The organism is Streptomonospora nanhaiensis (genome assembly GCF_026642255.1).
Taxonomy (GTDB): domain Bacteria; phylum Actinomycetota; class Actinomycetes; order Streptosporangiales; family Streptosporangiaceae; genus Nocardiopsis; species Nocardiopsis tropica.
Genome location: NZ_CP113264.1, coordinates 486,592 through 500,775 on the forward strand (window position 1 = coordinate 486,592; position 14,184 = coordinate 500,775).

At 72.4% G+C, this 14,184-nt stretch carries 12 protein-coding genes; 5 read left to right on the plus strand and 7 right to left on the minus strand.

What is annotated here, in order from left to right; translation table 11 throughout:
- Window positions 1-73 precede the first annotated feature (73 nt).
- The gene (locus tag OUQ99_RS02205; protein ID WP_267947739.1) at window positions 74-973 is read right to left on the minus strand and encodes an N-acetylmuramoyl-L-alanine amidase; all 900 of its coding nucleotides are present in this window, start codon (window positions 971-973) and stop codon (window positions 74-76) included.
- 555 nt (window positions 974-1,528) lie between these two features.
- Here OUQ99_RS02205 and OUQ99_RS02210 point away from each other — a divergent pair.
- From OUQ99_RS02210 to OUQ99_RS02220, 3 genes are all read left to right on the plus strand, one after another.
- Window positions 1,529-2,740 carry a cell wall protein gene (locus OUQ99_RS02210; RefSeq protein ID WP_267947740.1) on the plus strand — a complete coding sequence of 404 codons (1,212 nt, stop codon included), beginning with the start codon at window positions 1,529-1,531 and terminating at the stop codon, window positions 2,738-2,740.
- 403 nt (window positions 2,741-3,143) lie between these two features.
- Entirely contained in the window at window positions 3,144-4,373 is a 1,230-nt protein-coding gene (locus OUQ99_RS02215; RefSeq protein ID WP_346660231.1) for a hypothetical protein, read from the plus strand.
- A gap of 297 nt (window positions 4,374-4,670) precedes the next feature.
- Complete coding sequence (locus OUQ99_RS02220; protein WP_267947742.1) at window positions 4,671-5,543, plus strand: NAD(P)H-binding protein; 873 nt, start codon at window positions 4,671-4,673, stop codon at window positions 5,541-5,543.
- A 488-nt stretch (window positions 5,544-6,031) separates the two neighbouring features.
- On the opposite strand, the gene bldC is transcribed toward OUQ99_RS02220, so the two are convergent.
- Window positions 6,032-6,235: a developmental transcriptional regulator BldC gene (gene bldC, locus OUQ99_RS02225; RefSeq protein ID WP_013155387.1), complete on the minus strand. Its 204-nt coding sequence runs from the start codon at window positions 6,233-6,235 to the stop codon at window positions 6,032-6,034.
- Between the two features lie 705 nt (window positions 6,236-6,940).
- Window positions 6,941-7,774 carry a hypothetical protein gene (locus OUQ99_RS02230; RefSeq protein ID WP_267947743.1) on the minus strand — a complete coding sequence of 278 codons (834 nt, stop codon included), beginning with the start codon at window positions 7,772-7,774 and terminating at the stop codon, window positions 6,941-6,943.
- Between the two features lie 252 nt (window positions 7,775-8,026).
- On the opposite strand from OUQ99_RS02230, the gene OUQ99_RS02235 reads away from it, so the two are divergent.
- Window positions 8,027-8,254: a DUF3073 domain-containing protein gene (locus OUQ99_RS02235; protein WP_267947744.1), complete on the plus strand. Its 228-nt coding sequence runs from the start codon at window positions 8,027-8,029 to the stop codon at window positions 8,252-8,254.
- A gap of 153 nt (window positions 8,255-8,407) precedes the next feature.
- Here OUQ99_RS02235 and purM read toward each other — a convergent pair whose 3' ends face one another.
- The 3 genes from purM to OUQ99_RS02250 form a co-directional block, all read right to left on the minus strand.
- A complete protein-coding gene (gene purM / locus OUQ99_RS02240; RefSeq protein WP_267947745.1) occupies window positions 8,408-9,472 on the minus strand; it encodes a phosphoribosylformylglycinamidine cyclo-ligase in 1,065 nt (354 codons plus the stop codon).
- A gap of 107 nt (window positions 9,473-9,579) precedes the next feature.
- Window positions 9,580-11,076, minus strand: coding sequence for an amidophosphoribosyltransferase (gene purF / locus OUQ99_RS02245; protein WP_267947746.1), 1,497 nt, complete (start codon window positions 11,074-11,076; stop codon window positions 9,580-9,582).
- 23 nt (window positions 11,077-11,099) lie between these two features.
- Complete coding sequence (locus tag OUQ99_RS02250) at window positions 11,100-11,561, minus strand: sterol carrier family protein (protein ID WP_267947747.1); 462 nt, start codon at window positions 11,559-11,561, stop codon at window positions 11,100-11,102.
- A gap of 426 nt (window positions 11,562-11,987) precedes the next feature.
- Between OUQ99_RS02250 and OUQ99_RS02255 the strand changes: the two genes are divergently transcribed.
- Entirely contained in the window at window positions 11,988-12,605 is a 618-nt protein-coding gene (locus OUQ99_RS02255) for a DUF47 domain-containing protein (RefSeq protein WP_267947748.1), read from the plus strand.
- Between the two features lie 210 nt (window positions 12,606-12,815).
- Here OUQ99_RS02255 and OUQ99_RS02260 read toward each other — a convergent pair whose 3' ends face one another.
- Complete coding sequence (locus OUQ99_RS02260; protein ID WP_267947749.1) at window positions 12,816-14,174, minus strand: MFS transporter; 1,359 nt, start codon at window positions 14,172-14,174, stop codon at window positions 12,816-12,818.
- Window positions 14,175-14,184: the final 10 nt, after the last annotated feature.

The following is a 14,184-nucleotide window of genomic DNA, read 5'->3' on the forward strand; positions in this document are numbered from 1 at the left end:
TTATGCCGAGGCGGGGCGGCCCCCGCCATACGAACGGGCGGTCTTGGCCGGGTGCGGACGTTCCGGCCGGTCCTCAGCTCCGCATGAGGTAGGCGGCCATCCCCTGGGCGATGGAGTCCGCGGCGCGCTCGCGCCACGCGGGGTCGGACAGGAGTTCGGCGTCCTCGGGGTTGCGCATGTTGCCCGCCTCCAGGAACACCTTGGGCACCGTGGACATGTTCAGCCCGCCCAGGTCGGTGCGCTCGTCCAGGCCCTCGTCGGCGAGGTAGTCGGCGTAGGGGATGTCGCTCCCCTCCAGGTACGCGCGGCGGACGTCCTCGGCGAGCAGCCGGGAGGGCTCCACGATCTCCTCGGTGAAGCCGTCCACCTCGCCGGGCATGATCACGTGGAACCCGCGACCGGACTCGGGCCCGCCGTCGGCGTGGATGGACAGGGCCGCGTCGGCCTCCGCCTCGTTGCCGATCCCGGCGCGCTCGTCGATGCACGGACCGACGCCCTCGTCGTCCTCCCGGGTGAGGAGGACGGTGGCGCCGTCGGCCTCCAGACGCTCCTTGACCAGGAGGGAGAGCTCCCAGTTGAACTCGTGCTCCGGGTAGCCGTCCCCGGTCTCGGCGCCGACGGTGTCGCAGGCCTTCTCCGCGGGGCCGGCGGGGACGAGCGCGTTGATCTCGCTCGGCGCGGAGGCGTTGCCGCCGTTGTGGCCCGGGTCGATGACGACGACGCGTGTGCCGAGGGGGCCCTCGCCGACGGGGCCGTCGTCGGGCGCGTCGTCCCCGGGTGCGGCGTCGCGGTCGCCGTCGGGGGCGTCGCCGCCGTCCTGCGGCCCGGGGAGGGGAGGCGCCGCCGTGGGGTCGCCGCCGGAGGCCCCTCCGGGCGAGGCCGAGCAGGCGGCGGTGAGGAGGAGGGCGAGGGACGCCAGAGACAGGGCGCGGGTGGCGCGGCTCCGGGGCCCTGGCGGTGCGGAGACGGGCATGCCCACAACCTAGTCGCTCGCGGTACCCGGGGCATACCGACTCATATCCCGACGAAAGGTGTTCGGCAGGGGAGAGGGGCCCGACAAAAGGGGATGTGTCGCCCGTCGCCGCGGAGGCGCCCGGGGGTGTGCCGCGCCTCGCGGAACGCCCTTCACGGGGTGCGCCTTTTCTTGTAGGACGCCCGTTCCCGGGCGAGGTTTACACCGTTCGGGAAAAAACCCTGAAGAGAATGAATCCATTGCTCAGAGTGACGCCCTTCTTCATCGTGATCTGTTCGTGATGGGATCTCGGCTGATTCTCCTGTTTCGTCCGATGTAAGGTTCGAGTGAGGAAACGGGAAGTCATTCCGACTCGGTTCCGCCGACCCACCGTTCTGTGGCCGCGACCGCGTTTTCCCCGTTTCCGCAGGCAGAGGGCTTCTGTGTGCCCACTGCCATCCCCCATCCGACCCTGGTTCGTGTTCCGCGCCCCCGAAATCCCGCTGTCGGCGGTTGTGCGCGCATCCAGGCCGGTCCGAGAAGTCTCGGACTGTGGTGATCCGAATGAGGATTGACTTGAAGAACACTCGCGTGACCGCGCGCCGCATTCTCCAGGGCGGCGCCGCTTTCGCGGCGCTCGGCGCGCTCGGCGTCGCCACGGCCCTCCCCGCCGCCGCCGACACCCAGACCGTGGGCTGGGCCCACGCCAACGTCGCCGACGGGTACGGCATCGCGGAGACCTACATCACCCCGCAGGGCGAGTCGAACAGCGACTCCAGCGGCTTCTCCGGCGCCCTCGACGAGTACTTCAGCATCGAGGCCTCCACCTCGGCCTCGGTCGACGGCAACGGCGCCACCGCCACCACCACGGTGGCGAGCGCCACCATCCGGCTCACCGCCTCCGACGTCGAGGAGATCATCGCGGGGGCGGAGGACGAGGAGGCCGACGACGAGGAGTCGGACGCGGACGACGACCCCACCGCCACCCCCTCGGAGGAGCCCGGGGACGACGAGTCCACCGCTCCGGGTGAGGGCGAGGGCGACGGGGACGCGGGGACACCTCCGGCCGAGCCCACGGACCCGCCCGCGGAAACCCCCGAGGCCCCTGAAGTCCCTGAGGTCCCTGAGACCCCCGCCGCCGACGGCGGCGAGGTGTCCGGCGAGGAGGCCGCGGCCCCGCTCGTCGAGCTGGACGCCGACGACATCGAGCTCTCCTCCGCGGACGACGAGATCGTCCTGTCCGCCACGATCTCCGGCGCGAGCGTCACCACGACCCAGGCGTGGGACGGCTCCGTCTCCCACTCGGTCGTCCCGGGCGCCGTCTCCTACGAGGTGAACGAGCTCGACGCCGTGGTCGGCGACCCGTACCAGGACCAGGGCACCTACACCTCGGACGACGCGGGCTTCGACTGGGACGACGCCTACACCGCGCTGCTCGTGGACATCAGCGTCCCCGGTCAGCCCGAGGTCGGTACCTACGCCCTGGGCGTCACCTACGCCAGCGTCGGCGTGACGGCCGACGACGCGGGCAACGGCGGCGGCGACGGTGACGGCGGCAGCGGTGACGGTGGCGGTGACGACAAGAACCCGCCGTCCCGCGACGCAGAGGACCAGCCGAAGCCGAAGCCGGAGCCGAAGCCGACCGAGGCCCTGGCCACGACCGGCAGCCCCCTCGCCGGGCTGATCGCGGCCGGCGCCGCGATCGCCGCCGGCGGCGGCGCGGCCGCGTACTTCGCGCGCCGCAGGAAGAGCGCTGCCGACTCCGCCGCCGAGAGCAGCGAGGGCTAGCCGTAGCGGCGGTCGGCACCGGACCGACCGGGCCCCGGGGGACGCGTCCCCCGGGGCCCTTCCGTGTGCCCGGCCCGCTTGCGCCCGGCGCCCGGAAGGGCTGCGGTCCGGGGACCACCGCCCCGGAACTTCCCCGACATCTGTTCCGTTATCTGAGGGTTAATAAATATTTGTCGGCTGATAGTCGAACGTAGGACGGTTTCCGTTTTGTGATCCAGCGGTTAGGCTCGCCCTACGGGCGCGCCGCGCGTCGGAGTTCCTTCCCGGGGTGGGAAGGCCCCCCTATCGCCGCCCCGCACCGAGGCCGGACCGGCCCTGACCGCCCCGGCGATCCTGAGGACCGCTCCCGGCGCAGGCCGGCCCGCGCGGCCGGACATCCCCCAGATACAACAGGAGTGTTGTGGTGACTCCCGCCAAGCCGATCGCACGCCGACTCGTCGGCGCAGGCGTCCTGTTCGCCGCGCTCGGCGCCATCGGCCCCGCCTCCGTCCTCACCTCGACCGCCTCCGCCTCGACGACCCCCATGGTCTGGGGCAACGCCCAGGCGTGGGTCGCCGACGGCGACGTCGTCACCGGGTACTCGACCGCCGTCAGCTTCGGCGGCGAGACCGAGGCCAGCGCCGACACCGACGACCTCTTCGGCCCGATGGCGGACTACGTGGAGATCGACGGGGAGAGCCACACGCTCGTCGACGGCGAGGGCGCCCTCGCCGCGGCCACCGTCGACACCGCCACCTTCCGGATGGACGTCGCCGACCTCGCCGCCCACGGGATGGTCGACGTGCCGCCGGACGTGGAGCTGTCCGAGCCCTCCGGCGAGCCGCAGGAGGAGCCGACGGGGGAGGGCACGCCCTTCCAGGACGAGCCCAGCCCCGGGGCCACGGGCGGGGAGGGGGAGCCGGGTGCGGCCGAGGAGGAGGGCGGACGGCTCCCGGAGCCCGAGAAGAGCCCGCAGACGCCCGGTGAGGGGCACAGGGAGACACCGGAGCAGTCCCCGAGCGAGGAGGACGAGCTGCTCGTCCTGGACGAGACCAACTCCGGCACCGTCGCCGCCGACGGCAACGCCGTGGAGTTCACCCTCGCCGACGCGTCCAGCTCGGCGAGCGCCGGATACGGGGGAGTGACCGAGGCGACCTTCGAGCACGGCCGCCTGACCGCGTTCGGCGTCCCGGTGGGGCCCGTGGGCGCGGACGGGGTCGTCGTGGAGGACGTCGTCGAACTCTTCGACGAGAGCGGCGACGTGGCCCTGGAAGTCCCCGTCAGCGTGCGCTTCGTGGTCAACGAGGCGACCTTCGAGGACGAGGACGCCGAGTGGGACGGCAAGGGCATCCGCAGCTGGATGACCGTGTGGGTCCAGGTGGGGGACCCCGAGGAGGAGAAGGAGTTCGCCGTGGACTTCGCGGACTCGTGGGCGCTCGGCTCCACCTACGCCGCGAGCGCACCGCCCGTGCCCGGGGACAAGGGCGAGGCCGCCGAGGAGGAGGCCGCGAGGCCGGACAACCGCCTGGCGACCACGGGCGGGTCCCTGGCCGGGCTGATCACGGCCGCCGTGGTGGCGGTGGGCGGCGGCGCCGCCGCGACCTTCCTCGCACGCAAGCGCACGACCGCCATGGACGACCGGATCGGGGACTGACCGCCGCCGTCCGCGTCCGGCCCCGCTCCCCGGGGGGCGGGGCCGGACGCGTGTCGGGCGGCTCTCCCGGCCACAGCCTCCGCGCAACGAATCCATAACTCCCGCGTGCCCGGCCCCACCTGGGGCGGAGTCCGCCGGGTCTCGTCCGGGGCTTCTCGTCCGCCCAGGTCAGGGGCGAATGTGAACAGCATGTTCACGTTTGCCCAGCCCCCGCGGAGGCGGATAGAACGGGTCGGCCGCACGGGCCGTCTCCGGTCCGACCGGGACCCGGGCGGCACGTCGACCGAGGGGGAAGCGATGACCGTGCTGGTGACCGGCGCGACGGGGAACGTGGGCAGGCTCGTCGTCCGGCGGCTGCACGACGAGGGCGTGCGGGTCCGGGCGATGACCAGGAACTCCCGGCGCCCGGACCTGCCCGCAGGGGTCGAGGCCGTCCGCGGCGACCTCGCCTCCCCCGACACCCTCTCCGAGGCCCTGCGCGGCGTCGACCGGCTCTACCTCTTCCCGGTCCCCGAAACCGCCTCCGAGGTTGTGGGGCGTGCGGTGGAGGCCGGGGTGCGCCGTATCGTCACCCTCTCCTCGGGCGCCGTCACGGGCGGGTACGACACCGACTTCCACCTACCCGTCGAACAGGCCGTGGAGCGCTCGGGGGCCGAGTGGACGCACGTCCGCCCCGGAGAGTTCGCGCTCAACAAGCTGTGGCTCTGGGGACCCTCCATCCGCGCCGGGAGCGTCGTCCGCGACCCCGCCCCGGAGGCGGCCTGGTACCCGACGCACGAGGCCGACATCGCCGACGTCGCCGTGGCGGCCCTCACCGGGGAGGGGCACGCCGGCACCGCGCACACCTTCGGCGGGCCCGAGCTGATCAGCCACCGGGAGCAGGTCGGGGCGATCTCCCGGGCCCTGGGGCGCGCGATCCGCTTCGAGGTGGTCACCCCGGAGGAGGCGCGCGGGCACTACCGCGCGCAGGGCGGGTTCGCGGCCGACAACGCCGACATGCTGCTCGGGTTCACGGACTACTCCGGGGACGGGACCGATCCCGGCGCCTGGGTTGACGCGGTCGGGGAGGCCGCGGCGGCGGCCGCGCCCGCCACGGCGGGCGAGGTGACCGGGCGGCCCGCACGGACCTTCGCGGAGTGGGCACGGGACCACGCCGACGACTTCCGCTGAGCGGCGGTAGGCCGGCCGTACCCGTGCCGGTGCGCTGTCGTGACCGACCCCCTGCCGGAAGGCCCCCGCGGGAACGGGTCCGTGCGGGGCGGGACCGGGTCGGGGGCACGCGGTACCGCTGCGGACCGTGTCGGGGCAGCACGGTGCCGCCGGGCCCCGCGGGCCCCTGTCATCGGGACCCCCTGTCATCGGGCCCTGTCATACAAGCCGACACCGCCTGCTCCTGCACCGCCAGGCCCGTCCACAGCCTGTGGACGACTCTCGTCCACCCGTCGGAGGAGCGGGACGGGCGTGCGCGGAGAGTGACGGTCCACGGGCGGCCCTCCCTTCCGCTCCCCGAGGAGGGCGGGGCGAGGGCGCGGCGGGCCGGGGGAACGCGGCGGGGCGGGCCCCCTTCTCGGGAGACCCGCCCTCGATTCGTGTCAGCCTTTGTCAGCAGCCGGAGTGAGTCCGGCCGTTCCCCCCGGAATCGGCACAGACCGGGGAGATCACTCCGTACGCTGGCTGGGGATTCCGGCCAGCAGAGCGCGGACCTCAGTCTCGCGGTAGCGGCGGTGTCCGCCCAAGGTGCGGATCGAGGTCAGCTTGCCCGCCTTGGCCCAGCGTGTCACGGTCTTGGGGTCCACGCGGAACATGGTGGCAACCTCGGCGGGGGTCAACAGGGGCTCCGCCTCGGGCGTGCGAGTTGACATGTGTACGGCCTCTCCTCCTGGATCTGTGTGCCGATCCTTGAGCCTTAATCCTGGCACTTGGCCCGGATGTCCAATATTTGCACTACGTCTATATTGGCATCACCCGAGGTGATTGTGCGACCACTCCAAGCAACTTTGCACGTGGGAGGCCAAAGAAAGCCGCCCGTGGCCGCGTCACGCTAAGTGATTCTAGCGACACGTTTAGTGGCATGTGGCGTATTCGGTCAAAACTTCGTTCTCCGGCCTCGTTTTTCTCTATCCGGAGTTCCCGAAGTGCTACGGAAGCCTGACCGAAACCCGCTCTCCGAGCTCGTGCTCGGGTGGTGCGGTCCCCGGCCGGTCGCCGTGCGGAGGGAAGTGGTGTGCGTCGGTGGAGGCGGGTCCCGCGGGGGTCGGCCGACGGGTCGGGCCGCGTGGATTCCCGGCGTGGCAAGGGTTTTCTGATTACTGAGAGTGCACTCAGTGATCGACTGGCTACAGTCTATGCCGATCCCTATCGGGCGTTATGCCCAGTTTCACCATGCTTGATGTCGTGCGCGGGCGACGCCGGATCTCGCACCGTTTTCACGTGCGAAAAAGCTTGCGGGGGGAGTGAGAAACCTGGTGTACCAGGTTGGCGTCCGGCGTGGCGCACCTGTGTTCGGCGCCTCGGATGACGACAGTGCACCCCCGGGTGTCCACGAAAGTGTGCACAACACATGACCCTCAGTTGGCGTGCTGGAGGGCGCGCACCGACTTCCAGCGCCGCGTGATCCGCTCCCTCAGCTCCAGCACGCGCTCGGCGTCCCCCTTGGCCAGGGCCTCCACCGCCCCCGCGACCTCGGCGACCGACCGGTCCTCGCCCAGGTGGTCGTCGCTGAGCAGGTGGGGCAGGCCGCCGTAGTCCAGCTCCAGCAGCGAGTCGGGGTGGGCGGTCAGGGACAGCCAGTCCACCAGCTGCTCGGTGGAGGCCGACACGGCGTGCTCGCCGATGTACTCCCGCAGCACCGCCGCGGTGTGCTCCAGCCGCCGTTTCGCCAGCGCCGTCCGCGTCAGGTACAGGAGCGTCCGGGTGGAGTTCGCCGACAGGACCAGGCACCGCTCCCGCTCCTCGAACGGGACGAACCACGGGACCGGGATGGTCCAGTTGCTCGACAGGATGCCCGGCCGCACCGTCCCGCCGGAGTCGCGCCACTCCCGGTACCCGTCCTCCGCCCGCTCGGCCTCCGGCCCGGGCACGAACGCCTCGCTCAGGGCCACCGGCGTCGCGGCGCTGAACTCGGCGAAGGCCCGCCACGACCGCAGCCGGGTCTGCCACGGGCAGACGTACAGGCGCTCGTCCACCCGGCGGAGGTAGGCGTCACGGCTCTCCTCCTCGGGCGCCACCACCGGAGGCGTGGTGATGAGGCGGTTCAGGCTCTCGGTGTGCTCCGCCGCGAGCGCGTTGACCCGCCGGGGCCTGCCGGGCGAGGTCGCGTAGGCTTCCCAGTACCTGCGGTCGCGCGGAGGGAAGGACTCGATCGGCTGGTAGACGCGGAGGTAGGCGGTGTAGGGCAGCACGATCGAATCGTGGCACATATCGTTGCGTGTGGCACTCACCTCCGGAACGCCCTTCCGGCCCGCGATCCGTGCGCGCACCACATCCGTCACACCCGGGTGGCGTAGGCACGACGGGGGCCGACCAGGTACGGTTGTGTGTGTACGTAAGCTGACGCCTGTCGTCAGTCGCGTTTGACGGCCGTCAGCCCGATAGTGCGGGTTAGTAAGTGATCTCGGGTTCGTCGGAACCCAATCGTTGAGGGGGTCGAGCCAATGGGGCGCGGCCGAGCCAAGGCCAAGCAGCAGAAGGTCGCCCGGAAGCTCAAGTACAGCTCCGGTGGGACCGACCTTGATCGGCTGCGGTCGGAGCTGGGTGTCGCTGAGGACGAGGGGTCTCCCTCCGGGCCGTTGGGTCCGGACGAGTCCCACACGGATTCTCAGGACGATCTGGTCGACCGTTACGCGGATCTTGCCGACAAGTACTCGGACTCCGACAAGTAGCACGGAGTGGGCCGAGACTTCTGGTCGCTCGGGACGACAACCGCTGACCTGTAGCGGTTACGGCTTGCCCGCGGGGAAGCCGTCGCGGACAGGTGGATATAGCCGGTGCGAACCACTCTGGTGGTTCGCACCGGCTATGTTCGCGTCCGTTTCTCACGCGTCCCGGTACTCGCCGGTCAGGGCGCAACGCCCGGAACCGGCCGTCACCGTGCCCAGCCTCCAGGCCGGGACGCCCCGGTCCGCGAGGACCTCCAGCGCGCGTGCGGCGTCCTCCGCCGCGACGATCGCCACCATGCCCACGCCCATGTTGAACGTGGCCTCCATGTCCTCGCGGCCCACGCCGCCCTTGTCGGCGAGGTAGCCGAACACGGGGGCGGGCGCCCAGGTGGAGCGGTCCAGCTCGGCGTCCAGGTGGCCGGGCAGGGACCGGGACAGGTTCGCCGCCAGGCCGCCGCCGGTGATGTGCGAGTAGGCGTGCACCTCGACCTCGCCCGTCAGCGCGACGCAGTCCTTGGCGTAGACCCGGGTCGGGGTGAGCAGGACCTCGCCCAGGACCCCGTCCAGCTCCGGCACGTGTGCGAACAGGTCCAGGTCCGCCCGGTCGACGATGTGCCTGACCAGGGAGTAGCCGTTGGAGTGGGGGCCGGAGGAGGCCATCGCGATCACCGCGTCGCCCTCGCGGACCCGCTCCTGGCCCAGGATCGCGTCGCCCTCGACCACGCCCGTGCCCGCGCCGGCCAGGTCGTACTCGCCGGGCTCCATCGCGCCCGGGTGCTCGGCGGTCTCCCCGCCGATCAGCGAGCAGCCCGCCTGGTGGCAGCCCTCGGCGATGCCGCCGACGATCTCGGCGATGCGCTCGGGGACCACGGAGCCGCAGGCCACGTAGTCGGTCATGAACAGCGGCTCCGCGCCGCTCACCACGAGGTCGTCGACGACCATGCCGACCAGGTCGATGCCGATCGTGTCGTGCTTGTCCATCTGCTGGGCCAGCATGACCTTGGTGCCCACGCCGTCGGTGGAGGTCGCCAGGACCGGGTCCTTGTACTTGCCGACGTCCAGGCGGAACAGGCCCGCGAAGCCGCTGGCGTCGGTGACCTGCTCCGGCCGGCGGGTGCGCGCCACGTGGCGCTTCATCAGGTCGACGGCGCGCTCACCGGCGGCGATGTCGACGCCCGCGGCCGCGTACGCGCCCGTCGCCCCTGTGCTGTCGGCTGCCACGCGAGATCTCCTCGTGCTGTGTTGCGGTGGTTGGGCCGCCCCGCGGCCCGTCTGCGGGCACGGCGGAGCGAACGCGCGGCGGGCCCGACCGGCCCGCCGCGCGGTGGTTACTTGTCGCTGGTCGCCAGCGTCGAGCCCTCCGGGGTCCCGCAGGACTTCTCCAGCAGGAACTTGCCCCTGGAGTCGGCGTCGACCTCGATGGGGTACACGCCGTCGAAGCAGGCCCGGCACAGCTCGTTCTTCGGCACCTCGGAGGCCGCGATGAGCTCGTCGAGGCTCACGTAGGCCAGGGAGTCGGCGTTCACCGACGCGGCGATCTCGTCCACGCCCAGGTTCGCGGCGATGAGCTCGGCGCGGGTGGCGAAGTCGATGCCGTAGTAGCAGGGCCACAGCACGGGCGGGCTGGAGATGCGCACGTGCACCTCCGCGGCGCCCGCGTCGCGCAGCATCCTGACCAGGGCGCGCTGGGTGTTGCCGCGCACGATGGAGTCGTCCACGACCACCAGGCGGCGGCCCTGGATGACCTCGCGCAGCGGGTTCAGCTTGAGCCGGATGCCCAGCTGGCGCAGGGTCTGGCTGGGCTGGATGAAGGTGCGGCCCACGTAGGAGTTCTTGACCAGGCCCTGGGCGAAGGGGATGCCGCTGGCCTCCGCGTAGCCCACCGCGGCGGGCGTGCCCGACTCCGGCACCGGGATGACCAGGTCGGCGTCCACGGGGTGCTGCCTGGCGAGGCGGCGGCCCACCTCGACGCGCGTGGAGTTGACGTTGCGCCCGGCGATGGTGGTGTCCGGGCGGGCCAGGTAGACGTACTCGAACAGGCAGCCCTTGCGGCGGGCGGGGGCGAAGCGGCGCGAGCGCACCCCGCGCTCGTCGATGGTGAGGAGCTCGCCGGGCTCGATCTCGCGGACGACGGTGGCGCCCACGATGTCCAGCGCGGCCGTCTCACTGGCGACGACCCAGCCGCCCGCACCCGAGGTCTCGCCGAGGCGGCCCAGCACGAACGGGCGGATGCCCTGCGGATCGCGTGCCGCGTACAGGGTGTTCTCGTCCATGAACACCAGGGAGAAAGCGCCCTTGACCTTCGGAAGCAGCTCGAGGGCGGCGTCCTCCACGGAACTCCCGCGCTTGGCCTGGTCGGCCAGCAGGTTCGTCAGGACCTCGGTGTCGGTGGTCGCGCCGCGGCGGGTGTCCGGCAGCATCGCGGCCAGTTCCGGGGTGTTGATGAGGTTGCCGTTGTGGCCGAGCGCGAGACCCCCCTCGCGTGCGGTGTAGAAGGTCGGCTGTGCGTTCTCCCACACCGGCGACCCGGTCGTGGAGTAGCGGCAGTGGCCGATCGCGAGGTGGCCTCGCAGGGAGTCCAGGGTCGCCTCGTTGAAGACCTGGGAGACGAGCCCCATGTCCTTGTAGACGACGATCCGTTCCCCGTCGCTCAGTGCGATGCCCGCGGATTCCTGGCCGCGGTGTTGCAGAGCGTAGAGACCGAAATAGGTGAGCTTGCTGACTTCTTCGCCGGGTGCCCAGACCCCAAATACGCCGCAGGCGTCCTGCGGGCCGCGTTCGAGCGGATCGAGGTCCATGGAGAGCCGGCCGTCGGAGTACGACACACCCACAGCTTAGTGCCTGCCTGTCAGCACGGCACCACCCGGGGAGGGGCCGGCCAGAGGGGCAGGTGTCCGGACAGGTCGGAGCGGGCGCCGCTCGCCTGCACCCGGTGCTCGGAAACCCCCTGCTCCCAGGAGGTGTGGCCGGTCGCCATGCGCAGCCAGGTGAGCGGGTCGGTCTCCACGACCCCGGGCGGGGTGCCGCGGGTGTGACGGGGCCCCTCGATCACCTGTACGGCGCCGTGCGGGGGCACGCGCACCTCCAGGCTGCGTCCCGGCGCCCGGTCGGCCAGCACCGCGAGCGTGCCCCTCACGGCGGCCTTGACGGCGCCCCTCAGGGGCTCCTCCGCGCGCAGCACCGCCCGCGCGCACGCGGCGACGGCGGCCTCGTCGTCGCCCTCGAAGGGGGCCTCCCCCAGGGCCGAGAGCTGTTCGTCCAGGGACTCGCGGAGGCGCCTGGCGGCGCTCGCGCTCAGAGCGGATGGCATGGACAGAAGCCTAGAGGGGCCCGTGCGGCGCGGATCCGGGGTCATCGCAAGTGTGAACCGACGGGGTACTTGTCATAGCGGCGGAATGGCCCGAAGGTGGACATCACAGAACGCCGGTGGAGCTGTCCACCGGTCTCCGCTCGATTGGGTGATTCCTGTCTCAGCGCTCCGCTGGCCAGCGGGAGCGGGACACGGTAGCGTCCCGAACCGTCCCGGTGTCGCCGAGATTGGGAGGATTGCGATGGAACCCGCGCCCCAAGCAGTTCCACGCGTCGGCTTCAGGAGATGAACGCGGGGTGACCGGGCCCGCACCCGCCCGCCCTCCCCGCTCCCGGGCCCCTGCCGCGCCGCGCACCCGCGCTGGACCAGCTGCCCGGCGCGCTTAACATCCACGAAGGAACACCACCGCACCATCGGGAGAACGACGTGCGCCTGAGCTTGCGCCCGCGTGATGACAGCTACTACGAGATGTTCACCGATTCGGCCAACAACCTGGTCATCGGTGCGCGCCTGTTGGTGGAGCTGATGAGTGACGGCGCCGACCGGGAGGCCATCACCGAGAAGATGCGCGCCTGCGAACACGCGGGCGACGACGCCACCCACGCGATCATGCGCCGCCTGAACAAGAGCACGGCGACGCCCATCCACCGGGAGGACATCTACCGGCTGGCCTCGAACCTGGACGACGTCATGGACTCCATGGACGCCGCCGTCGACCTCATCGGCCTCTACGGCCTGGAACGGCTTCCGAAGGGGATCATCGACCAGATCGAGGTGCTCGAACGCGCCGCCGAGCTGACGGCCGAGGCGATGCCGCGGCTCCGCTCCCTGGAGGACCTGACCCGGTACTGGATCGAGATCAACCAGCTGGAGAACCAGGCCGACCGCATCTACCGCAAGCTCCTCGCCCACCTGTTCAGCGGGGAGTACGACGCCCTGACGGTGCTCAAGCTCAAGGACGTCATCGAGGAGCTGGAGACCGCCGCCGACGCCTTCGAGCACGTCGCGAACACGGTGGAGACCATCGTCGTCAAGAACAGCTGACCCGGCCCCCGCGCCCGAGATCCCTTCCCCCGTCCCCCGTCCCCCTTCCTGCCGTCACCGGGGCTCCCGCGTACGCGCCCTCCCTCCCGCCGCACACCTTCCGGACCCCCGTCCGGCTCCCCCCGGGCGGTCCGGGGAGGGGGCGGTGACGGCGCATGGTCCTCCTTCCCGTTCCGCACGGCCCCGGACCCCGGTGCGGGGCCCGCACGCCTACCCCGGGGCCTGCCGGCGCGGGAGCCGCTCCGCCGGGCCGCCCGCCCCCTCGGGACGGTCGCCGTCCGCATCGCGGCCGCCGGGCTCCGGCGACCGCTCCGGACGGCCGTCCGCCTCCCGGGGGCCCGGGGCGTCGAGCGAGCGGAACGCCGGCGCGAGGAGGGCGGCGATCGCGGTGGCGCCCGCGAGCGCGGCGACCACCGCTCCCGCGACGGGCAGGCCGGCGGCGGTGGCGACGGCCGCGAGCGGGGCGCTGGTGAGGGCGGGGGCGGAGAGCATGACGGTGTTCTGGGCCCCGAGCACCCGGCCGCGCATCGCGTCGGGGGTGGCCTCGACGGTCAGGACGCCGAGCACGGCCGAGGCCGGGGCGTAGGTGAGTCCGACCAGGGCGGCGGCGCCCAGCACCAGCCACGGGGAGGCCATGCTGCCCACCGCGCCGAACCCGACCAGCGTGCCGAGCATGCCGACGACGAACCAGCTGCGGCGGCGGACCCTCCCGGCGGTGGCCGCGTAGAGGGCGGATCCGGCGATGCTCCCGGCGGCGATCGCGCTCAGCGTCAGCCCGGTCAGCTCGGGAAGGCCCTCACCGGTGAAGTAGGCGGGCATGAGGGTGGTCTGGAGGGAGCTCAGCACGGCGACGAGCATCGCGGTGACCAGGGTGGCGCCGAGGACGAGGCGGCTGCGGCCCAGGAACCTCCACCCGTCCAGCAGGTCGGCCCCGGCCCGGCGCACCGCGCCGCCGGCGGCGGACGGGTCGCGGCGCCGCTCCGGGACGGCTCCGGCCCGGGGATCGAGCACGAGCGTCGTCGCGGCGGCGAGCAGGCTCGTCGCGGCGGTCGCGAGAAGGAGCGCGGGGGTCAGTCCGAGCAGGCCGACGAGGAGTCCGCCCAGGCCGGGGCCGGCCAGCAGCAGGACGTTGCCCACCGTCTCGCGGGTGGCGATCAGCCGGTCGAGCCGGCGCGGCCCGGCGGGGCCGAGCGCGGCGAGGGCGGGCAGCAGCGTCTCCTGGGCGGTCATCCCCGGTGCCCGGACCACCGCTCCGACGACTCCCAGCGCCAGGAACCAGGCCATGTCCAGGCCCCGGAGGGCGTCGACGACCGGCAGCGCCGCCACCGTCAGCGCGGCGAGCAGGTCGGAGGCGACCGATACCCTGCGGCGGTCGACCCGGTCGACGAGCAGCCCGGCGACGAGCCCGGTCACGGCGGAGGCCGCCGTCGCCGCGGTCGCGAGCACGCCCGCGGCCAGGACGTCGCCGGTGCGGTCGAGGACGAGCAGCGGCATCACGACAGCGGCGATGCCCTTGCCCAGCAGGGACAGCGCGTACGAGGCGAAGTAGACCGCGGAGCTGCGGCGCACGGCCGCCTCA

Coding starts and splice junctions, on each gene's coding strand:
- OUQ99_RS02205 (WP_267947739.1), bottom strand. CDS start 973: ATGCCCGTCTCCGCACCGCCAGGGCCCCGGAGCCGCGCCACCCGCGCC.
- OUQ99_RS02220 (WP_267947742.1), top strand. CDS start 4,671: ATGACCGTGCTGGTGACCGGCGCGACGGGGAACGTGGGCAGGCTCGTC.
- bldC (WP_013155387.1), bottom strand. CDS start 6,235: ATGTCAACTCGCACGCCCGAGGCGGAGCCCCTGTTGACCCCCGCCGAG.
- OUQ99_RS02235 (WP_267947744.1), top strand. CDS start 8,027: ATGGGGCGCGGCCGAGCCAAGGCCAAGCAGCAGAAGGTCGCCCGGAAG.
- OUQ99_RS02250 (WP_267947747.1), bottom strand. CDS start 11,561: ATGCCATCCGCTCTGAGCGCGAGCGCCGCCAGGCGCCTCCGCGAGTCC.